Genomic DNA, 22301 nt, shown 5'->3' with positions numbered 1-22301 from the left:
TCTCTCTAGTGGTGTGGCAGGCTGTCTTTCAGCTTTTCCAAGCTGATTTTCATCTTGGCGTCCAAACGAGTGCTAAAGAACACCCCGGACAATGCCGCGACCATACCAGCCATAGTTGGCATAGTGGCCATAGAAATACCAGCTGCCATCAGACGAGCATTACTCGTCCCCTGAACTGCCATAACATCGAACACTGAAATCATACCTGTCACTGTACCCAGCAGACCTATCATAGGACAGATGGCTACCAGTGTTTTGATGATCAGCATACGTGCATTCATATCTTGCTTCGCTTGGGATACCCAAGCTTCACGGATACGGTGTGCATACCAGGAAGTGGTTTCCTCCCTGGCATTCCATGCGGTAATGATCTCTTTATGATTCTTAGGTGATACCCAGTTCAGATACCAGAATCTTTCAAGCATCAATACCCACATGAGAAACAGCACCGCCGCAACAAGCCAGAGGACGTCGCCTCCGGAGGCCATGAAGCCCCTGACGGAATCCCAAATGTCCATCAGGTATAGCATCATTAGTCAGCCCTCTTCTCTGCGTGTTCAGCAATAATACCGGCACTTTGCTCTTCAAGGATTTGAACAATAGACTTACTGCGAGCCACAACAATAGCATGACACAACATCAGTGGCAGAGCCGCAATCAGACCCTGTACTGTAGTTACCAGTGCCATAGAGATACCACCGGCCATCAGTTTTGGATCGCCAGTACCGAACAGCTGGATGCTCTGGAAGGTTGCAATCATACCGGTTACGGTACCCAGCAGACCCATCATAGGAGCGATAGCCGCCAATACTTTGATGATGGAGATACGTGTTTCCAGTGCTGGTGTTTCTTTCAGGATAGCTTCATCCAGTTTCAACTCCAGAGTCTCAACGTCAACATCTTTGTTCTCTTGGTACACTTTCAGTACACGGCCCAGAGCGTTGTTACCTGGGTTGGCAACATTCTTGGCCTGAGACTTAACGCGGGCACCGATAACGGTCAGAGTCACCAGACGCTCCAGCGAGATCAGCAGACCCAGAGCCAGCAAGGCGATGATGATGTAACCAATGGTACCACCGGCCTCAATACGGTCTTGGAAGCTGGCCTTCTGAGTGAAGATGTTCAGCAGAGTACCGCGGGCAGGGTCAATATACAGCTTGGCTGTACCCGAAGTGGCTTTTTCAAAGTCAGCGATAGGCTTAACTTGGTAACCTTCAGGCTGTTGAGACAGCTCCTGGATCAGACCCAGCTCGTGGTTCAGCACCACATACTTGTTATCAGCCAACAGGTTAAAGGCACCAACACGATAGATGGTGGTGTTTTTCACGTTACCATCGATGTCGGTTACAGAGCCTTCAAACTTAACCACTTTGCCAGACTCGGCCATCTCGAACAGTTGCTCTTCCCAGAAGCGCTCCAGTTCTTCAATCTTAGGCAGTTGCTTACGGGCACCCAGATCCTGAACAAACTTGTCACGTCCTGGATACTGAGCACTGACGTTGGAGTTGATCAGCTTACCGGCGAAATCGCCTGCTTCACCTTTAACCACACCAAACATTTCACCCAAGTCACCCTGAGCGGTTTTCAAGTCTTCTTCGAGTTGAGCAATCTTACGCTCGTTGTCTAGGAAGGCCTGGTTCAGATCTTTACCACGCTGAGTTTCAGCAGCCAGCGCATCTTTTTCACGCTTCAGCAACGCGGCCTTGTCGCCACGCTCGGCTTGGAACTCTTGCTCACGCTTGGCGTTGATTTTACCTTGAGCGGCACGCTCAACTTTGACTTGCTGCAGTAGTTGGTCAATCGTCTTAGGCGCCTCAGCGGCACTGGCCATACCGGCAGACAGTGAGAAACTGGCAGCAACGACGGCGGTAGTGATTAGCTTTTTCATTATTGTGCAGCCTCCGCAGCTGGAATTGGTAGTGCAAACAGATCCAGAGCCCCTTGTTTACGGGCGATACGAATACCCTTGGTGATGTCACGCAGGTAGCTGTCATCCAGCTTATCCCAGCCCTTGGTTTCAGGGTTGTACATCCAGGCAGTCTTCTGGTCCAGGCTCTGAGCGTACAGAGCTACACGGCCCAAGCGGAAGAAATCAACCAGCACTTCTTTACCGTCAAGATTCAGCTTACCGGTTTCAACGTCAACAAAGCTGCCGTATTCACGCTCGATGCTGTACGCATCCAAGATCAGACGGAACTTTTCAGCCAGAGTCACTTCGGCAGTGTTAAGCAGGTCTTTAAGGTTTTTGACGCGTTGTGCACGGTCTTCAGACTTGAATGGCAGATCCAGAGCCACGAACTGCTCCAGGGCATCAACCATTTTAAACATCAAAGGAACAACACCCTGACGCAGTTTGTCTACGCCATTGATATCGTCCTGAATGGATTTCATTGTGGCTTCCTGATCAGCGACCAATCCAGCCAAATAATCATTGTAGGCTTTGAGAGATTCCCGCTCGTCAGCAACGGCGGAATATTCGAAAAGCATATCTTGAGCCTGATCAAAATACTTATCGATCTTCTTTTGTGACGCAACGGCTTCTGACTGTAGGCGACCCGCGGCTTGTTGCGCGTCGGTAAGAGGATCTGCAACGACTAAGTTGCTGCTGGCGAGTGCCAGCGCGCCAACAAGCGCAGAAGCGATTTTTGTTCTATTGCTTACCTTGGACATAGTTCCCAACCAATTTGAAGTGATTAAAAAGGTTTAACTTTTCAGCAACAGTGCCTCGAATATCCCTATTTCAACGGCGACTAAAGCTATCAAGTATGTCTTTCTCTTGTGATTGTTAGTTTTTTATCTTCCCTTTCCTATACCCCTGGAGGCATAGACCCGCTGGCATCATTTCACAAAATGTTGACCTGTGTCAACATTTGAAATGAGATGAAAACGCCGGAAATCGGGGTTAACTGTGCGATTATTCACCAATAGCCACTTTTTACATTTTATATACAAATGTCAATGATTTGCTTAGCCGATAAACGCCATTACGCCCTATTGAAATTTCTGATTAATACCATGATTTTTATATGAATTAAAAAAAACAAAAGCAGCATTCTCTCTTGCACAAGCCTAAATGGAGTAATGCGTAAGTTAGAGACCAATAACATTTAATCCAACTGTTTCGATATCAAACCACTGAGGCAGTATAAAAAACAATCAAACCCCAAACCACGTCGATACCAGGTCAACACTAGGATTGAGAACGAATTGTTACGTAATAGTATTAAGGCGACTCATCAGGATCGAATAAACAAAAACCCCGGGGATCATCCCGGGGCTTTCATTTAATGAAGCTGACTTAATTCATCATAAGATGAAGCTTGTCATTAGAACTTCATGCTGGCACGAACGAAGAAGTAGCGACCCAACATATCATAGGTATAAGGGTCGGTATTCGAGTCGTTGTTACCTGTATAGTATGGAGGCTCTTTGTCGAACAGGTTGTTGACACCACCGGATACACGAATGCGGTCGGTGATATCATATGAACCTGACAGGTCATGATAGACTACGCTGTCTACTGAAGGCGCGTAGCAGCTACCATCATTCTTCTTACAAGCAAATGAGTCCATACCATCGATGTAGCGAGCTTCATAAGTGACACTCCAATCGTCACCGGCGGCAGTAATGTTCAGATTGCTCTTGAACTTGGCATAAGCACCTACGCCCCCAGTGATATAACCGCGATAGTCAACGGCATTACCATCCGGGTCAAACTCCTCATACTCACTCAGGATAGAGCTGTCCCAACCGGCTTTCCAGTCCAAACCAAATGCATCGAATACATAGGCCAGATTGATGTCGTAACCCGAAGTATTAGTAGCACCTATGTTCTGCAGACCATTATCGAACTTGATACGACCACTATTGTCGATTTCGATGTTGGAAGACTGACACAGTGCTGTGCCTGTGTTGATCTTGTTACCACCGGCATCCAAACACTGGTTGGCAACATAGTTATTGTCAACTGAAGTAATAGTGTTGGAGATCTCGATATCATAGTAATCGACAGTCAGAGACAGACCTTCGATAAAGCTTGGTGAATACACCAGGCCCAGAGTAGTGATATCGGCTTCTTCAGGAGTCAGCATTTCGTTACCACCAACAGTCACTTCAGCCTGATCCTGATCGGTGGCTGGGTGAACGATCTGCTCGAACGATGGTGACTTACCGCCGTACAACTCGTAAACAGTTGGTGCACGGAAGGCTGTAGACATACCACCGCGGATCATCAGGTCATCATATACACGCCAAGTCAGACCCAGTTTCCAAGTAGTATCATCACCGAAAGTGCTGTAGTCGAAGTAACGCATGGCGGCACTCAGATCCACTTGCTGCGCCAAAGGCAGCTCACTCAGCAGTGGGATTGCCAACTCTGCGTAGAATTCATTAACGCTGAAATCACCAGCAGTAGGCTCAACGCGAGGATCGTTTGCCAACCCCTGTGAAGTCAGAGAATCCGGAGTATAGTGAGCCGCTTCTTTACGATGCTCATAACCTGCTGCAAAGCCCATCATACCGGCAGGCAATTCAAACAGATCGCCGGACAGAGTCGCTGCAATCACATCCAATTCACTACCCCCGCTGTTCACTTCGGTATAGATGTATGGCTTGATGCTCTCACCTTCCCATGAAGATTGCAGGAAAGGATCGAAAGTGCCTTCGAGTACTGCGGCGTTGATGGAGCCTAAGTTGTGCAAGTTAGCCAAAGTATCGGTCGAGTCATTCTTACCTTTGTTGTAAGAAGCATCCCAGGTCCAGCCGTTTTCAAACTCACCTTCCAATCCAACAACGATACGAATGGTGTCTACCACCTAGTCAAAGTCACGGGTACCAGATTCAACCATACGACGACCATAAGCCAGCGCTTCACCTGGCTGCACCCAAGGCAGCAGGTCATCAGTCATCCAACCACCGGCTGACTTAGGATTGTAAACCCAAGCAGAGTTGTTCCAGATTGGCTGAGGCGCCATCTGCTGGTTGGACCAACGCTTGGAGTACATGGCTTCGGTAAAGAAACGAATCGATTCGGTCAGTTCATAAGTACCGGCCATGGACAGGTTCAAACGTTCCATTGGCGTCGACAGATAGCTGTCCTTGGCGTAGTTGTATCTATCAGCATCACTGAACTCATGATAGGTGCCACCCAGGCCACTCAGGTCCGCTTCAGACATACCATCGAAGTACTGGAACTTAGGCTTGCCTTCACCGTTATCGACATACTCACCATAGTAGCCCTTGTCACCTATGGCATAAGCACCTTCAGGACCTGTACCTACGATACCAAAGTTGTTGTCACCCCAAATGTGACCGCCTTGAGAGTAGCTACTACCGCCACAGTACAGGCTACGATTTCCTTTAGGACCTTTCTCTGCAATCGGACAGTTGGAGAAATCACGATCTGCCTGGCTGGCATCACCACGTTTGGTGTACTGAGCGTTAACGACGATATTACCTTTATCAAAGGTGTTACCCAGAGTCATGTCGATGCTGGACTCGTCGGCGTCGCCTTCACCTGAAAGACCAGTTTGAACGTTAATCTCAAAACCGTCGAAATCTCTTTTCAGAATGATGTTAACCACACCGGCTATCGCATCGGTACCATAAATAGCAGAAGCACCATCTTTCAGTACTTCGACACGCTGGATCATAGATACCGGAATGGTGTTAAGGTCAACAGAAGAAGCCGCACCGGTACCGGATGCAATCATACGACGACCATTCACCAGAACCAGAGTACGGTTGTCACCCAGACCACGCAGGTTGATACGCGAGTTACCACCTGAGCCGTTGTTGATACCGGCGTTGGTCATGGCACCACCGGCAGAGGTCATTTTTTGCAGAACGTCGTCAATATTCACTGCGCCTGACGCTATGATAGATGAAGCATCGATCACGCTAACAGGGCTTGCTGTTTCCATGTCGGTACGTTTGATACGTGAACCCGTTACCTCGATACGTTCTACATTATCAGCGCCCTCTTCAGCCGCCAAAACGGTTGGGACACTGAAAGCCGTTGCCGCAACACCACCAACCAATGCCAAACGCACTGCGTTGGTTACCGAATTATTCTTATACATACTTATCTCCCTTTCGACATCTTGTGTCTTGGTAACGGATCCGGATGCTTTGTCCGGATCCTTTAGTTGTTTGCAGGTGCACATGAGCCAACCAGCAACAATTTCACGCAAATAAAATCACATAACAAACATTTTATCAACATTTGAGATGTGAATATTGCATATATTGTTAACAGCAAAAGAGAGAAAGCATTATTTCATCTAAAGCCAATATAATCGCTATTGCAGTAATATAGGGCTTTTGAACCGGAGTCAGGCGCAATAACAGCTTGAAGTAAAGAGAATTTATCAAAATGTTTGTTTTAAGCCGAGATGTAACAGATGTATTACATACCTCTTTTTAGAAAGGGATGTTTACACTTATCTTTTTTCAATAAAAAAAGCGCCTTTCGGCGCTTTTTTGAACAACTCATTAAAATCAAAGGGTATAGCGAATACCGATAGCGATACCATCGTCTTCAGACAATTCCATCTCAGCCTCTTTGGCTCCCTCGAAATCGGAAAAGTCTTTACGGCCTTCAACATACAACACTGTATTGGCATCCCATATATAGTGAACACCCATTACCACAAACTGACGTTTAAACACGTCACCATCGTAAGCCTGCTCGTAGGCATCGCCGGCATTCAGCAAGTTGTAAGAGACAAAAGTACGGATATCATTATCAAAGCGGTAAGAAACCAGAGTTTCAACACCATAAGATTCAGGGATCAAACGCCCCAGGTTATCTGTATCGTGGAACTCGTTCTTGTTGACGTTGGCAGCGGCATACAACCCTTGATTATCCCAACCACCCCAAGTGATACCTGCACCATAGATATAGTCAGACTCAGAGAAAGTACTGCCATCTGCGCGGGTCGCTTCAAACTCACCATAGTTATAGCCGGCCATCAGGCTAAGATCTTTGCTGACCGCATAGGTCAAGGCAATGCCATAAGTATTGTTGAATTCAACCTTGGTGGCGGTTGTGGCAGTCGCAGCAGTGCCGGCAACTGGCGCATGATCCCTTGGCGGGAACGGGTTGGTACCTGAACTTTCGTCCATATCGAAGCCATCGTGCTTCAGCTGAGTTTGGATAGCAAAGCTGAAATCGCCAAAACTATTACGATACTGAACCGTCTTGTCGCCACGGCCGGTACCATTGATGGCGCCATCGTCCTTGTTATAGGTGTAAACGCCGGCAGCGTTACCATCCCACACGAAGCCATAGTTGGTGTTGTACACCACATCATACCAGGCGCCCCATTGCTTACCTATGGTCAAGGTGCCATATTTGTCGTGGGACAGTCCCGCATAACCAAGACGATTGTAGAAGAAATCATCCTGGACTGATTCAAACTTGCTGCTATAGACAATATCACTGTTACCGAATGGGTTGACACCCCATTCAAGCATCACAAACGCATTCCAACCATGGGTCAACTCACGTTCAAAGCCAAAATTAATCCTGGAAGCACCATTGACGACTTCCGTTTCCCCCTGAGTATTGATCACTCGGGCATCAACGAAACCGCCGATAGAGACTGCATTTTTTTGATCTTTATAGATTTCTATGGCTTGCGCCGATGGAATGGTCAAGAGTCCTGCCAGGACCGATGCGATGAGAGTCTTGTTCATTTGCTGTAACCTTACGTGTTTTCAGTCTACCTACCCCATTCCGTTGTTTTATTTCCATCCAAGGTGGCGAAGATTAGCAAAAGGTTAGCAAAGCGGTAAAGACAAAAATCACATTTTCTATTAGTTTTACCTTAAAAAAAACTACAAGAACCGACAAAACCCAGCAATAAAACTATTTATTAACTTTATTAACCTTTTGAAACAAGTTCAACGTCAGATTAGACTCATTTGTCCGGTACAGATTTGACTGAAACTTTCTTTCATTATGAAAAGTACCGGATCGGCTATCGGTTTGATTTGCCTTTCGATGTAGTAATCATAATCAATGGCTGAACGTCTGAGGGAAACCGCTTCGGGGCCATTGATTGTGATCAGGTAGTCAATCCGGGTGCCCAAACGGCCATAACGAGGGTCGCCGGTCTGCTCCAACAGTTGTCTGGCGGCCTTGACATGGGGTGACGCCTTTGCCTGATAAGCATCCAACTTACGCCTTAGCCGCTTGGAGAAAATAAGCTCGTTGTCATAATCGCCGCGTTTGAGCGCTTCTATTTCTGTAGCCAGAAAGCCCGCTACATCCAAGCCATTAAACATACGCCGGTACAGCTCGTATTGAACCCGCCTGGCCAGAGGACTCCAATCACTGCGAACCTGCTCCATGCCTTTGAAGATAATATCCAACTGACCTTGGCTATTGCGGCTGGCACCAACATAGCGCTTTTTGGAGCCTTCTTCTGAATCCCTGAGAGTAGGCATCAGAAACTGTTCATAATGGCGCTCAAACTCGAGTTCCAGATGACTCTGCAACTGAAAATCATCCGCCAAATGCTGTTGCCACTGGGCGGTAATCCTAGCGGCCAACGCCCTGCCGAAGGCTTGCGGATCCGCGATGTCATGCTGCTGTCCTAGCCAAACAAATGTCGAATCTGTGTCGCCATAGATAACACTCATGCCTTCATCCTCAATCCAACGTTTGGTCTGCTGCATTATCTCATGACCGCGCATGGTAATTGAGCTTGCCAAGCGGGCATCGTGGAATACACACCCCCGAGAGCCCAGTACCCCATAAAGCGAATTCATGATGATCTTGATTGCCTGAGACAAGGGCGCATTGGCTTGAGCCTTGGCGCTTTCCCGCTCTTGGGCCAACTTAGCGATAAGCGTTGGCAAGATAGGTTGTTTGCGGCTGAATCTAGCACCGAGAAAGCCGGGTACCGTCTCGGCTTCGGGTTCACCCATGCCCTGCACCAGCCCCATGGGATCGATCAAAAAAGTGCGAATAATCGAAGGGTATAGACTCTTGAAGTCCAGCACCAGAATGTCCCGGTAAAGGCCCGGAATGGAGTCCATCACATAGCCGCCGGGACTCTCCAGGCCATCACTGGCCGGTGCTGCCGGCGCCACAAATCCGGCCCGGTGCAAGTGTGGCAGGTAGAGGTGATTGAACGCCGCCACCGAAGCCCCTACCCGGCCAAACTCCAACCCGGTCAACTGCGCCCGGGCCAAAGCAAAATTCAATAGATCGGTTTTATCGAAAATATCCAGTACCAGACGGCAATCGGTCAGATTGTAGTGGGCCAATGCCAATTTATCCTCTTGAAAGAGCTGGCTTATCTCCTGACCGCGATCTTCAACTTGATCTATCGCCTTGCCCTCACTCAAGAGTGCGCGGGAGACGAACTCGAGCGAATAGCGCTCAAACTGATAGAAGGCGGCCTTGAGCCAGTCTATACCGTCCAGCACCACTCTCCCGGGCAAGGAGAGGGTTTCCGGTCGATACTTGCCTTCCACCAACCAGGACATGGGCACGCCTCCGCGCCCAAGCCGTGCTTCAATACCATGATGGGCATATCGTCGGCTCAGCAGTGCCAGGTCAAAATTGACAACCGACCAACCTATGATGATGTCCGGATCCCAGAGACTGAACCAGTCAACCAAAGCCTGCAACAGGGCTGCTTCATCCCTGACCCAGTGGATATAGTCGGGCCCGTCCTGGGCTTGACCTATCATGTACACACGCTGAAACAGCGCTCCATCGCGGTCACGACCGTAGAGTCCGGCGGAATAGAGCTCGCCCTGCATGCTACATTCAAGATCGAGGGAAATAACAGCCAGACCGACATTGTTCAGCGAGGCTTTCCTGGCGCGACTGGCAACAAACCGTGTCAGTGCGCCGCTTTCCTCGCTGAAATAACCATAAAACTCGGCATCGAGCGCAATAAAGCGCTCAATCAAGAAACGCTGCTGGGGTTTAAGATCGGCTTCATACAAGGGCATTCCCTGATCCTGGGCCTGCTTTTGCAGTAACCGCATCTGTTGCCGACTGCGACTGTAAAGCGCTGCAACCTTCTCTTTGGCGAAGTTTCTCAGCGCCAGCGGCTGGGCCCTCACCTGGCTTAAACCCTGGCATAAAGCCGCCGCATCCTGCTCTTTGGCAAAGCAAACTTGTTCCTGCCCCGGCACCTCAACCAACACAGGCCCCTGCTCGGTGGCCAGATAGTATTGCAGGCATAACCCCTCGTCTCTCTGAGCCAGATGACGGGTAAGAATACGGCCTTTCAGGGTTTGCGACATGTTTTGGGGCATGAGTCGGGACAATCGTGTTTTAGAGGTTTATTAGCATAAGAAATTACTGGTATTATATACAGGATAATTTTCCAGAACCGAGTCTCATGCTAGCAGCCCATGTAAAGACCCAGATCCGCGAGATCTACAAGGACATTGCCTCCGCACTGCCCAACTTCCGTTCCCGCCGGGAGCAGAATTATATGGTGGCGGAGATCTCCAAGACACTTGCCGGTGAATACGACAAGCAGCGGCGCATCATGGTAATTGAAGCGGGCACAGGTATAGGTAAATCCCTGGCCTATATTCTGGGAACCATCCCCCTGGCGCTGGCTAGCAAGAAAAAAGTCTGTATCGCCACCGCCACTGTGGCGCTGCAGGAGCAGTTGCTGCATAAAGATCTGCCGTTTTTTCTGCAACACTCCAAACTCAACTTCCGTTACGGTCTGGTCAAAGGGCGCCAGCGTTACGTGTGCCTGGCCAAGCTTGAGATGTTGGTCGGTGACGGCAACGGCAGCCAGATGGCCATGTGGCAAACCAAGCCGGATACCTCACAGGTTGAGCAGTTGCAGGCTTTGCTCAAAGACTATCAGGATGGCCGCTGGAATGGTGAACTCGATACCCTCAAGACACCGCTGCCAGACCACCTGTGGCAACAGATAGCCTGTGACAAACACAGCTGTCATCGCCAACTGGCCAGTCACAGCCACTGCCCCTTCCACAAGGCCCGCGAAGATATTGATACCTGGGATGTGCTTATTGCCAACCATAGTTTGTTACTGGCCGACCTTGAACTGGGTGGCGGTGTGATTCTGCCGGATCCGGAAGAAGTCTATTACGTTATCGATGAAGCCCATCACCTGCCGAATGTAGCCAGGGATTTCTCCAGCGCCCAGGCCACGCTCAGGGGCGCCTGTGATTGGCTGGAGAAAGTCAGCAAGACCACGGCCAAACTGCAAAACCAAATAAAGAGCAACAATATTATTGCCCCGGCGCAGGCGATGCTGGATCGCATCGAAGAATTAACCGGCCTGCTGAATCAGGTTGCCCACTACTGTGATACCCAACCCAAACTCTTTGCCAACCCGGAAAACCGCCTGCGGTTCGAACATGGCAAGCTGCCGGACGCCCTGTTGATTCAGGCAGAAAACCTGGCCACGGCCTCCAACGATGCCCTCAAGCAATTCAATAAGATGCAGGCTATTCTCAGCGAAAGCGTCAAGGATGGTGAATTACCAAGGCATCAGGCCGAAGCCCTCTTGAGCGAAACCGGCTTTATGATGCAGCGCCTGGAAAACCTGCAAAAGCTCTGGAAGATGATGGCCAAGGAGGACAGCCCCAAAGGTGCCCCCACCGCCCGCTGGATTGAAGCCCTCAGCGGCAAGCAGCAGGACTACCTTTTCAGTGCATCGCCAATCGAAGTAGGCTATATGCTGGAACATATGTTGTGGGAAAAAGCCGCCGGTGTCGTGCTATGTAGCGCCACCCTCAGAGCGCTGAACCGCTTTGAGCATTTTGCCTATCAGGTTGGCCTGTCACTCAATGATGGCAGTCGCTACCTGGCGCTGCAGTCCCCTTTCGATTTTGAGAACAACGCCACTCTCTACCTGCCGAAAATGCGCACCGAGCCAACCGAAGACGCCTACACAGAAGAACTCGCCAGCCAGATAAAGCAGTTGGTAGAGGGGGAAATGGCCACTCTGGTGCTGTTTGCCTCCTACTGGCAGATGGAAAAGGTAGCCGATCTACTGCGCAACAAATTGGTATCCGAACCGCTGATCCAGGGCAGTGCCCCACGCCAGCACTTGCTTGAGCAACATAAGCAGAAATGTGACAAAGGTGAGCCCAGCATTATCTTTGGTACCGGCAGTTTTTCCGAGGGTCTCGACCTTCCCGGCGATTACCTGACTAACCTGATAGTAACCAAGCTGCCGTTTGCCGTGCCCACCTCGCCGGTAGAGCAGGCCCATGCAGAATATGTCAAAATGAAAGGCGGTAACCCGTTTTTACAATTGACTATTCCGGATGCGTCACGGAAACTCATCCAGAGTTGCGGCCGCCTGTTGCGAAAAGAGCAGGACTATGGCCGAATAACCATATTGGACAGGCGTTTGGTAACCAAAAGATACGGGTCGTCGCTGCTTGATGCCCTGCCGCCTTACCGCCGCGTTATCGAATGATGCGCTCAATCAGGATGTAAAGTGGATATTCTGCTCGAACCCAGCAGCTGGGCCATATTGGCCGCAGTCGGCCTGCTGGCCGGATTTATTGATGCCGTAGTCGGTGGTGGCGGTCTACTGTCCATTCCCACCTTGCTGACAGTGGGCATGCCGCCTCATCTGGCGCTGGGGACCAATAAACTGGCTGCCTGCTTCGGCTCCTCCATGGCGGCATTTACCTATTACCGCAAGCAGTTGCTGACCCCCAAGTTCTGGCCGTTCGCCTTTATTGCTACTGCCATAGGCGCCGTTATCGGCAGTATTGCCGTTTATCTCATCGACACCCGTTGGCTGGAAAAAATTCTGCCACTGCTTATTATCGCCATCGCGTTCTATTCGCTGTTTTCACCCGGAGCCATGGGCTGCAGCCAATGTAAACCCGTCACCGAAACGCCGGCCAAGCATAAACAGATACTTCAGGGGCTGGGGCTTGGCGCCTACGATGGCTTTGCTGGCCCGGGCATTGGCGCCTTTTGGGCCGTCAGCTCGACCGCGCTGTACCGCCTGCCCTTCCTGCACAGCAGTGCCTTGGCAAGGGCAATGACTTTTGTCAGCAATATCACGGCATTGATGATTTTCCTGCTGCTAGGTAAAGTGCACCTTTTGGTAGGTGTGGTGATGGGCTTGTGTATGATGCTGGGTTCTTATATCGGCGCCCACTCGGCTATCCGCTTTGGAATGCCGTTTATCAGGCCACTCTTTATTGCTATCGTGGTGCTTATCGCCGCCAATCTAGCCTGGAGTGCCTGGTTTTGAACACCAACCAACTGGTACAACGTCTGCGGGAACAGCTCAGGCAGTTGGAGCAGGAAGTGCTGCAGCATGATGCCTCTTTGCCAGCAGCGCAGCGCAAACTGCTGCAGGATACTGAACGCTTCAACAGCGAGTTGTTTATTCAGCATGGTGCCCAACTCTATCCCTGTGTGGAACAGCTGCACAAGAGCATAGATCAGCTGGAAAAACAGTTACGCCATCAGTTGGCCCAACACACTATAGCCTTAAGCTGCGAACGCATTCAGGACAGGTTTGTCGCCCTGAAACGGGCCTTGGGTACCACAGGTCTCAACGCCAGGATCCAGAAGCTGCAGCAGGCCAGTAAACGGCAAAGCTACCAACAACGTCAGGGCCGCCGGCATCAGGAAAGTGGTTTTGGCTGGATAGCCGCGGGTGTTATGCAAAACAGCCATCAATTGTACGAAGAGCTGAACAAACATCTGAACTGGGCCAAAAAAATAGAACAAAAGATTGAACAATTGCAATCAAAGCTTGAAAACTGTCATAGTACTGACAAAATCCCCGTCCAGAATGACATCCTTTTGATGCATCGCCGCCTCGGTAAGTGCAGGCAGGCGATCAGCTATATTGAAGATCGCATTCAGGCATTTGAACGTCCGCATCAGAGTTACAATCGTTAAGGAGCAACAATGAAACTACGCTTGACCGCCTCGGCCCTACTGGCCCTGCTCAGCACTTCCTCGGTATTTGCGGCCAATCTGACCATCCCTATGTCTTTTGAGTATCTGGCACTGGATGGCAAGGAAATTGAAACCAGCAACTTCAACCACAAATCTGAGCTGGCACTGTCCGAAGGTGTCCACAAGATAGCCATTCGTTACCACGATATGATCGATGACGATTTTTCCGATAGTCAGAGCTTCGTGAAGTCTTCTCCTTTCATCCTGACTCTTAAGGCAGAAGGCGACAACGAGTATATCCTCAAGCCTGCCGATGGTGACCACGTCAAGAAGCCCAAAGAGTTCGCCAAAACCCCTCAGGTCGTCATTACCCGCGCCGACAAGGGCCAGGTCAACTACCAGGTGGAACTGACTCAACTGAAAGAAACCTCTTTCCTGTCGCAACTGTTCAATGGCAATAATGCACCTGATGTTGAAACCGCTGCTGCTGCCGTAACTTCAGGTAACATGGCCGCCAGCCAACCAGTGGCCCCTGTAACTCAGCCATCGCCAGTCAGCGCCATGACAATGCCAGCGGCTTCCAAGGCCAGTGGCCAAAATGGCGACAGTGCCGCCCACGCTCAGCAAATGCTGCAGTACTGGTGGTTACAGGCCGATGAAGCGACTCGCAAAGAGTTCATGAGCTGGGCCATCAAACAGCTCTGATAAATGATCCCTTTGGTATATCACGCCAGCTATTCCAGGCTGGCGTTACCATCCCGGCACAGATTTCCCATCAGCAAATATCAGCGTCTGTTTGAGTATCTGTGCCAAACTCCATTTTCCGGGCAACTCAGCCTCTGTTCTCCAAAGCCTGTAAACCAAACTGCCCTCGCTTCTGTGCATTGCCCTCAATATGTTGCCGGATTTATTCACAATCGACTGGATCCCAAGGCGATGCGCCGCATAGGTTTTCCCTGGAGCGAACATCTACTGACGCGGACACTGCACTCAGTCGCGGGTACCGAGCTTGCGGCGCGAAAAGCGCTCGAGCACGGCATAGCGCTGCATATCAGCGGTGGTTACCATCACGCTCACCAGGACTTTGGCAGCGGTTACTGTGTTTTCAACGATCTAGTCTACAGTGCCATACGCATGATAAACCAAGGACTGGCAGACAAGGTTCTGATTATCGACTGCGATGTCCATCAAGGCGACGGTACAGCCAGCATGACAGTCGGCGATGCGAACATTATCAGCTGCTCAATACACTGCCGGCAAAACTTCCCCGCCCGTAAAGCAGACTCTCACTATGATATCGAGCTTGAAAAAGGCGCTGGTGATGACGAGTACCTTACAACGCTGGAGCAGATACTGCCTTTGCTGATCTTGACTCATAGACCGGATCTCATTCTTTATGACGCCGGAGTCGATGTACATGCTGAAGATGAACTCGGCTTGCTGCGGCTCAGCCTTGAGGGCATATCCCGGCGGGATATGAGCGTATTGCGTCATGCCAGAGACGCTGCAATACCAATAGCCTGTGTCACGGGAGGCGGATACTGCAAAGACCCTCTACAATTAACACTCAGACACAGTCAGTTATTTCATGCCGCTGCTATGCTATATCGCTAGAGGCTACAAACCAAATGCTATAAACCAAGCGTAATGCAGCAAAACTTTGGGGAGCGTCACCTATGCAGTTAGAGATCCGCAACTACTACGAAGTGATGTTAATGGAAATCCTCGCCGAAGAGGGATTAATGGACGAGCTGCCGGGCGACTATGTGGCCGATCTGGCTTGTATCACGCTTAATCAACTACCAGTGCGCTACATTCACCATCTGGTAGACACCTATTTCTACGGTGACTATCAAGAGCAAGATAGAATGCGCAACGAAATCTACCAGGCATTAGAGAAATCGCGGGCGTTTTTGAAATCCAAACTACCCCCGAAACTGGAAACCGATCAGCAAGCGCAGGGGTAACACAGGCCAGTTATCACAAATATGGATAACTCTGGGTTTGAGCCTCACCAGCGGAAATAAAGTCGCCGCTCTGCGACTATTCTTTTACTTCTTGGCTGTCTTGTTTTGGCCGTTAATGAGTTGATAGCCAAGCCATCGCAGTCCATGTAGCTAGCTGTTTATACCAAACATAAGTGTTAATGGTAGCCACTGGCATTTCTTCGCTATATAGGGTCGCGCTTCTGGCGCATCAAATATCGTGTCAGGAGTAACAGAGATAGGGGTGGAAATCGGCTTTAGCTAGACTCAAAGTGGACCACCTTGTGTACCACCAAGGTTTATCTCAAGCTAACCATTTGAAAAGGTTTGGAATTGGAGGTTCCCCCAGAGCCACACCCCGGCACATGAGTCACTTGCTACGGTTGCTCCCTTCCGGGCCTGGCCGGGTTCACAAGTTATCATTGCGGGGAGGACGCGAGGTAAGCATCCATTCACACGCTTGAAGACACCTAAGTGGATTAATCTGTTGAATGACCCACAATTTGTATCACTCATTTAATCCTATGGCAAGATATGACAGGTTCCTAATCTATTTCATTAGCTGGGCTTCTTTATGTGTGATAGCATGGTTTAGGTGACTGTTTTTTATACTGCAATGTGGTCTAATTTTATTAAGAAGTGGATATGTCTATTTCAGAGGAAGCGTTACAGCCAAAGTGCCCAATCTGTGGTGCTCAACCAGTTCATACTGATGAACATCAAAAGTTTATGATTTGTAAAGATTGCGGTCATAAAGAGAATTTTGATGACTTTATGGAAGAGTTTAAGTCTAAGGTTTTGAATGAAGTAGAGAACTCTTTAACCAAGTCTCTCGAGAAAGCATTTAAGGGTAGCAAGAACATTAAGTTTACTAAAAGGTAAAGTAATGGAATTGACAGTTAGTATGGTGAATTTTATAAGTGTTATAGCTGCGGTGTTAGCAGCGCTTTTTGCTGGCGGCTCTTTATGGCATAGCGTTAGAACGCATAACAAGCAAGAAGATCTAATTAGGGAACTAGGCTACCTACAGCGAGAACTAACGGCATTAGACTTAAGAAATGCTAAAGAGCGTGAGTTAACCAAAGAAAAGGCTGCGTTTACCGCTAGGTTTGTTGGTTTCGGGAGCAATGGTAGTAAGCACTTAGTTATTACTAATGTTGGTTCGACTCAAGCTAGGGATGTTAGGATTGACTTTGATGAGAGAACTCATTTTGTTCTGCCGTCAGAGGTTGATGAGCTATTCCCGTGTGAACTAGATAGTTCAGAATCTGTTAAGTTGCTGGCAACAACCTCGCTTGGCAATAAAGCGACAAGGGAATCATTTACTTTGTCGTGGGTAGATGGTTTGGGTCGTGACAGTAAAAAATTTAATGTCCAGTATCGCTAATTAATTAGGCTTGTATCCTGACTACTAGTCACCTTAAAAATACCAAAAATTTCTGAGGCCTTTCTAGATATGGCCTTTGCCCCAATTCCCCCCCGTACCCCCTATCGATTTATTTTCTGCCCTTCGTTTCCCCAAGACACTCTCAGACCAACCACAGACACCATCCATAGGCTCAACAAACCATCGTTTTATGACACTGGGAATTGTGGGTCTCATCTGGTATCAACAAAATAGCACTTGACATTGTTGAACCCCAAGATCATTCTTGATACCGATTATGACACCACCGAGAGTTAACCCATGAGAACCTTTGCTTACTGTCGTGTTTCCACTGTCGAGCAGAATGCCGAGACTCAAGCCCACCAGCTCAAGGAGCGCATCCCAGAGCTACTGGATAGTCGTATCATTAGCGAGTCTATCTCTGGAGGCGTAGCAGCCATGGCTCGGCCAGCCTTCAAGAACCTAATAGACCACAAGTTGGAAGCTGGAGACCGCCTAGTGGTCTTGAAGCTGGATAGATTGGGTCGGGATGCCATAGACGTGCTCCAGACCATACAGCATCTGACCTCAAGGGGGATTAGCGTACAGTCTCTAGACTTGCCTGTGTCCGACCTCAGCACGCCTGAAGGTAAGCTGATGCTGTCCCTGATGACTGCCTTTGCCGAGTTCGAGAAGTCCCGCATTGTAGAGCGTACTCAGGAAGGACTCGCAAGGGCCAAGGCTGAAGGCAAGAAGCTTGGCCGCCCTGTAGCCAAGGGAACTACTGAGGCGGTGAAGAAAGCAAGAGAGCAAGGGCTGTCGCAATCCAAGGCAAGCGAGGTCTTGGGGTTGTCTCTGGCGACAGTCAAGAGGCACTGGAATAAGAGCCTGTAAACGCTCTGAATGATCTGCTATAGCCTCCAGAGCCTTGGATAGGCCATAGGTATTACTGGAGGCTAATCGAGGCTCTGGGGCGTTCTGAGGATCTTTTGCATTCCTTGTCTCTGCCTCCCTGTTTTGGTGTTGTCACTGAGACCGCCTACGGTCATCAAGACCACCAGCAGGAGACCATCTGCCAATTGTCCCTCCATATACGACAGAGAAGCCAAGGTCACTTTGGGTTCTCCTTCGCTTCCTTTGGGCCACACAGTTTCCTCTGCTGTTTTCAGTGGCCCTCCAAGGGACTTCAGGACTGCCATAGGTAATCCTCAACCCTCCGAAGTGTTGCTGTCTACGTGTATCGGTCTCCCTTACCTTAAGACTCCTCAGACCTAAGGATCCTCAAGACCAAGGTTCTCCTCAGCCAGTATAACCAATCAGGATAATATCCCTCCCAAGACATAGCCTCAGACCTAAGGACACCTTAAGACCTAAGGATACCTCAAGACTACCTAAAGACGGGGGCGGGCTAAATACCACACTTTAAGGTTTGTGTCTACACAATTTTGCGATGAATCTGAGTATTATTTGTCCACCTAAGCAGGCAGCCTCAAGATTCCATTGCTGGTCGGGAGTGTCAGGCGTCAGTCCTGAGGGTCTCCAAGTCAAGCCAGAGATCGTCTGAGTGGATGCCAGACTATGCATCCCTCTCAGTGATGGCCTTGGAGGTACAGTTCAGTGGCCCGTTGTTCATGGACAGACACTACGGTCTGGGCAATCTCTTGGGCTTTCTCAATGTCCCCGTTAGTCAGGGCGGTAAAGGCATCCACGACCACCATGTAGAACTCAACATCGCACCACATGGCATAGGCATAGAGGGCTTCCTTAGTTGCCCATGTAGCGAAGCCTCTATCGGCCCCAAAGTTTTGCACCTGCAGTTTTGCAGGAGCACTTGTTTCCAGCGCAGTGCGAATACGATGCCTCCATTGGCTTGGGAGCTTAGTCTTTGGCAGCTTGAAGGCGCGGTGAATGTCATTAAGGTCGTACATACCGTCTTCATTTGGGTAGACGGTCGCGGTGATGCTGGCGCCTCCCTGCGCCTCTGGGCCATCCTTAGGCTGCTTTAAGGTAAGTACAGCAGTCGTCAGAGAAGATTACCGGGAGGCCCTCAGATAGTGCCTGCTTGGCTTCTTCTCGAGTGACCTCTTTCCAGTCCATGGCGGCTGGGTCTTTCTGTTTGACGTTGTGGGCCTCAGAGGTAAGCAAAGCTGGTAGCAGCTCGACCTCAGCAGCTAGTGGATGGGATTCATTAAAGATGTAGACCATAGTCATTGATTACCTCCTGTGTGTGTCTGTGGTGTTCATCTGGGCGGCAAACATACCACCGCAAGATCTCACCTGAGACAATCAAGTCGTATACGCATGGATTTTTCGTGACGGTCATCACGGGTATTCCGATCAACCGATCATCCCTTGATCGACAGTAAACCTTAGCAGCCCCGGGGTCATGTTGGGCAATTGGCGTTGCTTGGTCTCCAGCTCCAGCCAGCGGTCGATTACAGCAGCTCTGCGAACTACGTCATAGCCACATACCAGAATCTCGCACTCGCGGCGTGGCAGAAGATACTCGGTACGCTGTTGGTTATTGGCGTCAAAATAGCCCGATTCAAAACTGATTTGGGCTACACCCAGTTGTGTCAGCATGTTGCGAATATCGCGGCACACGTTGTCATGGCGCTTGCCTGTCAGTTCGGCAATCTCGCGGCTTGACATAGTTGGTACGTTGTTGGTTGTCTAGACCCGTGGACGGTCATCAGCCCCCCCTCATTTCCCGTTTATTCCCTTCTCCCATGATGTAGGCACCGTCCTTACGGATTGCAGGCAGCACTGTGCCACAGACCCAGTCTTGGAAGGCTTGGGCAGATGGGAGAGTGGAACACATTACCAGTCGGTAGACATCTGACTCTGGGATGAGGGTTATGGTGGCTTGGGTAGCAGAGGTGAACAGAGTACGTTCCATTTCGGAGCTTACTTCTCGCTTCTTCAAGGTCATCTTATCCTGACAGTGGGCATTATAGGCTCGTTGCGGGCTTCGGAAGCCCAGAGTCTCAGCGACATCTTTAGCCACGAAGTATGGCTGTCCGTCTTTGAAGTCTGGGACGACACGGATAGTTGTTACTTCCCTATTTTTTACTCAGGATGAGCTCAGCTTTGAGTCTACAGCCCTCACTCCCAATCCAGAGCCTCAACCACTCTGAGCAGGTTGTTTACCTTGTACTCCTTCCCGTAGCGGTCGAAGGTAATTGAACCATGGGAATGCCCCAATAACCCGGCGACCAAATCAGAGCTAAACTCCTTGCGTTTCAACTGGGTTGCCACCGCATGGCGTATACCGTGCAAGGTCTCTCGCTCTCCCCAGTCCAGTTTCCTTTTGAAGTTGTGGAACCACTTAGAAACAGCATGGGAGTAACCCCGAGCCTCCTGTTTAGGCAACTCAGGGAACAGGCGCTGATGACCTAGGCTTCGCTGTCTCTCAACAAAGTGCAGGAAGCCCAGAGCTATCAGCTTAGGGTGAATGGGGATGGCCCTCTCGCTGCTTGGGGTCTTAATTGATTGGTCTGGGTGACTGGCTCGGATAAGGATGCACGGATGACCATCAATTACCGTGAAATCATCCAGATACAACTGAGCCAACTCCCCGACTCTGGCCCCAGTGTACGCCGCAAGCCGAGGCACCCAGTACCTGTAGGCATACCTTTTGGCGTTGCCTATGGGCAGTGCTTGGAATAACTGCTTGATTTGGAATGGAGTCAGCGCCTCCCGCTCTTTAGACACCTTCACCTTTGCCGACACACGAATGCTCATTCCGGCCATGGGATTGGGTGTCCCATAGTGAGCTGAGGCCCACTGCAACAAGGCAGTGACCCGAGTCAGGTACTTGTTGATTGTCGCGACAGACAGGTCAGTCTTGGCACTGTAGTGCTGCTTATACCTCTGAGCCTGCTCCTTGGTGAACTGGTCAATCCTAAGGTCGCCCAGCAAGGCAATCATGTCTCTGAATGTCTTGCGGTTGACGCTCTCAGTATGTTTCGACCATGCACCACCCAAAACCTTTTCCCGGCTGTATTCATCCGCTATCTGACTCAACTTAGGTAACTGGGGGGATACGGGGGGAATCTCAGGAGGGACTGGAGCCGATACCACAGCACGGCCTTGAGAAGACTCCAAGCTGGCTGATGGGGATTGTATCGCCGATGCTTTGCCTTTAGCCAAGGCATGCAGAGCCTTAAGCACATCCCAAGACCTCAGGACAGCCTCGCGCTTGTCTTTAGTGGCAAGTGTCTTGCGGAGTTCACGTTTCCCTATGGCATCTCTACGATCTTCAGGAACGACTACACGGGCATACCAGACACCATGTCGGGATCGATACAGATAAGGAGCTGGATTAGAGGCTTTAGCTAGACTCAAAGTGGACCACCTTGTGGACCCCTTAGGTACTTTCAGAGCTAACCATTTGAAAAGGTTTGGAATTGGAGGTTCCCCCAGAGCCACACCCCGGCACATGAGTCACTTGCTACGGTTGCTCCCTTCCGGGCCTGGCCGGGTTCACAAGTTATCATTGCGGGGGGACCCTGGGGTCACCACAGATTTGCAGCCTTACTGCAACGCCGGGGATTATCCATCATGGTTCCGCTGGGATCAAGGGGAATTACCTCAGCTTCCCCTCAATAACGGCCAATTGACCATAAGATAAACAAAAACTTGCTTATCTTTATTTTCAAAGCACCAACAGATGCTTATTCTGCTCGACCAGTTTGGCGCCGATACCCGTGACCTGGGTCAACTCATCAATGGATTTGAATTTGCCTTGGCTGCTGCGATATTCAACAATCGCTTTGGCCTTGGCCTCACCTATCCCTTTCAGTAACTGCAGCTCAGATTCCGAAGCGGTATTAATGTTGATTTTATGAACCTGTGCTTGGCTGGCTTGCGGCGTTTGTGGGGTTTTGTCTTTAGTGGGCTCTCCGGCGTATAGGGGAGAACTCAGAGAGGCTGCGAGTAGCAAAGCATAGAATGGTGTTTTCATATAAGACTCCTTGTCATTGGTTAAGGCCGGTATTCCCTGGCCTTAAAGAAATGTAGCCCAGCGCACGAATATTGCCAAAATTATTACAAT

Annotated in this window: 21 protein-coding genes, 2 other RNA genes and 1 pseudogene; 9 read left to right on the top strand and 15 right to left on the bottom strand. The window is 49.9% G+C overall.

The genetic code is table 11. The features are described from left to right. Positions 1-5: 5 nt before the first annotated feature. The 6 genes and pseudogenes from CBE72_RS18080 to CBE72_RS18050 form a co-directional block, all read right to left on the bottom strand. Positions 6-533: a MotA/TolQ/ExbB proton channel family protein gene (locus CBE72_RS18080; protein WP_082014355.1), complete on the bottom strand. Its 528-nt coding sequence runs from the start codon at positions 531-533 to the stop codon at positions 6-8. Beyond that, the gene (locus tag CBE72_RS18075) at positions 533-1888 is read right to left on the bottom strand and encodes a MotA/TolQ/ExbB proton channel family protein (protein WP_100145544.1); all 1356 of its coding nucleotides are present in this window, start codon (positions 1886-1888) and stop codon (positions 533-535) included. Before CBE72_RS18075 ends, CBE72_RS18080 begins: the two co-directional genes overlap by 1 nt. After that, positions 1888-2670: a DUF3450 domain-containing protein gene (locus CBE72_RS18070; protein ID WP_100145542.1), complete on the bottom strand. Its 783-nt coding sequence runs from the start codon at positions 2668-2670 to the stop codon at positions 1888-1890. The genes CBE72_RS18075 and CBE72_RS18070 overlap by 1 nt, the downstream gene beginning before the upstream one ends. Positions 2671-3326: 656 nt before the next feature. Further along, a pseudogene (locus tag CBE72_RS20480) lies at positions 3327-6080 on the bottom strand (TonB-dependent receptor). 418 nt (positions 6081-6498) lie between these two features. Then, complete coding sequence (locus CBE72_RS18055; RefSeq protein ID WP_100145536.1) at positions 6499-7698, bottom strand: porin; 1200 nt, start codon at positions 7696-7698, stop codon at positions 6499-6501. A 213-nt stretch (positions 7699-7911) separates the two neighbouring features. Further along, positions 7912-10269, bottom strand: a complete 2358-nt coding sequence (locus tag CBE72_RS18050; protein WP_240613091.1) for a DNA polymerase II — start codon at positions 10267-10269, stop codon at positions 7912-7914. Between the two features lie 98 nt (positions 10270-10367). Between CBE72_RS18050 and dinG the strand changes: the two genes are divergently transcribed. From dinG to CBE72_RS18020, 6 genes are all read left to right on the top strand, one after another. Further along, the gene (gene dinG, locus CBE72_RS18045) at positions 10368-12440 is read left to right on the top strand and encodes an ATP-dependent DNA helicase DinG (protein ID WP_039035595.1); all 2073 of its coding nucleotides are present in this window, start codon (positions 10368-10370) and stop codon (positions 12438-12440) included. Between the two features lie 21 nt (positions 12441-12461). Next, the gene (locus CBE72_RS18040; RefSeq protein ID WP_100145532.1) at positions 12462-13235 is read left to right on the top strand and encodes a TSUP family transporter; all 774 of its coding nucleotides are present in this window, start codon (positions 12462-12464) and stop codon (positions 13233-13235) included. Further along, entirely contained in the window at positions 13232-13894 is a 663-nt protein-coding gene (locus CBE72_RS18035) for a primosomal replication protein (protein ID WP_100145530.1), read from the top strand. Before CBE72_RS18040 ends, CBE72_RS18035 begins: the two co-directional genes overlap by 4 nt. Positions 13895-13903: 9 nt before the next feature. After that, positions 13904-14599 (top strand): DUF2057 domain-containing protein, encoded by a 696-nt coding sequence (locus CBE72_RS18030; protein ID WP_100145528.1) that lies wholly within the window; start codon positions 13904-13906, stop codon positions 14597-14599. Between the two features lie 3 nt (positions 14600-14602). After that, on the top strand, positions 14603-15508 hold the full coding sequence (locus CBE72_RS18025; protein WP_100145526.1) for a histone deacetylase family protein: 906 nt from the start codon (positions 14603-14605) through the stop codon (positions 15506-15508). A gap of 62 nt (positions 15509-15570) precedes the next feature. Continuing rightward, on the top strand, positions 15571-15861 hold the full coding sequence (locus CBE72_RS18020) for a late competence development ComFB family protein (RefSeq protein WP_100145524.1): 291 nt from the start codon (positions 15571-15573) through the stop codon (positions 15859-15861). A gap of 360 nt (positions 15862-16221) precedes the next feature. Here the strand turns inward: CBE72_RS18020 and ffs (CBE72_RS18015) are convergent. Beyond that, positions 16222-16319: signal recognition particle sRNA small type (gene ffs, locus CBE72_RS18015), an RNA gene on the bottom strand. 205 nt (positions 16320-16524) lie between these two features. Between ffs (CBE72_RS18015) and CBE72_RS18010 the strand changes: the two genes are divergently transcribed. From CBE72_RS18010 to CBE72_RS18000, 3 genes are all read left to right on the top strand, one after another. Further along, entirely contained in the window at positions 16525-16761 is a 237-nt protein-coding gene (locus CBE72_RS18010; protein WP_100145522.1) for a hypothetical protein, read from the top strand. A gap of 4 nt (positions 16762-16765) precedes the next feature. Further along, positions 16766-17266, top strand: coding sequence for a hypothetical protein (locus CBE72_RS18005; protein ID WP_100145520.1), 501 nt, complete (start codon positions 16766-16768; stop codon positions 17264-17266). Between the two features lie 300 nt (positions 17267-17566). Then, on the top strand, positions 17567-18139 hold the full coding sequence (locus tag CBE72_RS18000) for a recombinase family protein (protein WP_045282732.1): 573 nt from the start codon (positions 17567-17569) through the stop codon (positions 18137-18139). Positions 18140-18201: 62 nt separating this feature from the next. Here CBE72_RS18000 and CBE72_RS17995 read toward each other — a convergent pair whose 3' ends face one another. From CBE72_RS17995 to CBE72_RS17960, 8 genes are all read right to left on the bottom strand, one after another. Beyond that, entirely contained in the window at positions 18202-18444 is a 243-nt protein-coding gene (locus CBE72_RS17995) for a hypothetical protein (protein ID WP_100145518.1), read from the bottom strand. A 390-nt stretch (positions 18445-18834) separates the two neighbouring features. Then, positions 18835-19173: a KilA-N domain-containing protein gene (locus CBE72_RS17990; protein ID WP_100145516.1), complete on the bottom strand. Its 339-nt coding sequence runs from the start codon at positions 19171-19173 to the stop codon at positions 18835-18837. Positions 19174-19237: 64 nt separating this feature from the next. Continuing rightward, positions 19238-19456, bottom strand: coding sequence for a hypothetical protein (locus tag CBE72_RS17985; RefSeq protein WP_045282675.1), 219 nt, complete (start codon positions 19454-19456; stop codon positions 19238-19240). A 126-nt stretch (positions 19457-19582) separates the two neighbouring features. Then, entirely contained in the window at positions 19583-19897 is a 315-nt protein-coding gene (locus CBE72_RS17980) for a Rha family transcriptional regulator (RefSeq protein WP_100145514.1), read from the bottom strand. Positions 19898-19937: 40 nt separating this feature from the next. After that, entirely contained in the window at positions 19938-20294 is a 357-nt protein-coding gene (locus CBE72_RS17975) for a BRO-N domain-containing protein (RefSeq protein WP_100145512.1), read from the bottom strand. Positions 20295-20350: 56 nt separating this feature from the next. Continuing rightward, on the bottom strand, positions 20351-21592 hold the full coding sequence (locus CBE72_RS17970) for a site-specific integrase (RefSeq protein WP_157929110.1): 1242 nt from the start codon (positions 21590-21592) through the stop codon (positions 20351-20353). Positions 21593-21663: 71 nt separating this feature from the next. Then, positions 21664-21760, bottom strand: an RNA gene (gene ffs / locus CBE72_RS17965) — signal recognition particle sRNA small type. Between the two features lie 142 nt (positions 21761-21902). Then, entirely contained in the window at positions 21903-22211 is a 309-nt protein-coding gene (locus CBE72_RS17960) for a ComEA family DNA-binding protein (protein ID WP_100145508.1), read from the bottom strand. Positions 22212-22301: the final 90 nt, after the last annotated feature.

The sequence above is a fragment of the Shewanella carassii genome (genome assembly GCF_002777975.1).
Classification (GTDB): Bacteria; Pseudomonadota; Gammaproteobacteria; order Enterobacterales; family Shewanellaceae; genus Shewanella; species Shewanella carassii.
The sequence above is the reverse complement of the archived record's forward strand: the minus strand, read 5'-3'. Positions and strand labels throughout refer to the sequence as shown.

Bases quoted from the DNA above. Each gene is read 5' to 3' on its own strand.
- CBE72_RS18080 (WP_082014355.1), bottom strand. From the start codon at position 533: ATGATGCTATACCTGATGGACATTTGGGATTCCGTCAGGGGCTTCATG.
- CBE72_RS18075 (WP_100145544.1), bottom strand. From the start codon at position 1,888: ATGAAAAAGCTAATCACTACCGCCGTCGTTGCTGCCAGTTTCTCACTG.
- CBE72_RS18070 (WP_100145542.1), bottom strand. From the start codon at position 2,670: ATGTCCAAGGTAAGCAATAGAACAAAAATCGCTTCTGCGCTTGTTGGC.
- CBE72_RS18055 (WP_100145536.1), bottom strand. From the start codon at position 7,698: ATGAACAAGACTCTCATCGCATCGGTCCTGGCAGGACTCTTGACCATT.
- CBE72_RS18050 (WP_240613091.1), bottom strand. From the start codon at position 10,269: ATGTCGCAAACCCTGAAAGGCCGTATTCTTACCCGTCATCTGGCTCAG.
- dinG (WP_039035595.1), top strand. From the start codon at position 10,368: ATGCTAGCAGCCCATGTAAAGACCCAGATCCGCGAGATCTACAAGGAC.
- CBE72_RS18030 (WP_100145528.1), top strand. From the start codon at position 13,904: ATGAAACTACGCTTGACCGCCTCGGCCCTACTGGCCCTGCTCAGCACT.
- CBE72_RS18025 (WP_100145526.1), top strand. From the start codon at position 14,603: ATGATCCCTTTGGTATATCACGCCAGCTATTCCAGGCTGGCGTTACCA.
- CBE72_RS18020 (WP_100145524.1), top strand. From the start codon at position 15,571: ATGCAGTTAGAGATCCGCAACTACTACGAAGTGATGTTAATGGAAATC.
- CBE72_RS18010 (WP_100145522.1), top strand. From the start codon at position 16,525: ATGTCTATTTCAGAGGAAGCGTTACAGCCAAAGTGCCCAATCTGTGGT.
- CBE72_RS18005 (WP_100145520.1), top strand. From the start codon at position 16,766: ATGGAATTGACAGTTAGTATGGTGAATTTTATAAGTGTTATAGCTGCG.
- CBE72_RS18000 (WP_045282732.1), top strand. From the start codon at position 17,567: ATGAGAACCTTTGCTTACTGTCGTGTTTCCACTGTCGAGCAGAATGCC.
- CBE72_RS17995 (WP_100145518.1), bottom strand. From the start codon at position 18,444: ATGGCAGTCCTGAAGTCCCTTGGAGGGCCACTGAAAACAGCAGAGGAA.
- CBE72_RS17990 (WP_100145516.1), bottom strand. From the start codon at position 19,173: ATGTACGACCTTAATGACATTCACCGCGCCTTCAAGCTGCCAAAGACT.
- CBE72_RS17985 (WP_045282675.1), bottom strand. From the start codon at position 19,456: ATGACTATGGTCTACATCTTTAATGAATCCCATCCACTAGCTGCTGAG.
- CBE72_RS17980 (WP_100145514.1), bottom strand. From the start codon at position 19,897: ATGTCAAGCCGCGAGATTGCCGAACTGACAGGCAAGCGCCATGACAAC.
- CBE72_RS17960 (WP_100145508.1), bottom strand. From the start codon at position 22,211: ATGAAAACACCATTCTATGCTTTGCTACTCGCAGCCTCTCTGAGTTCT.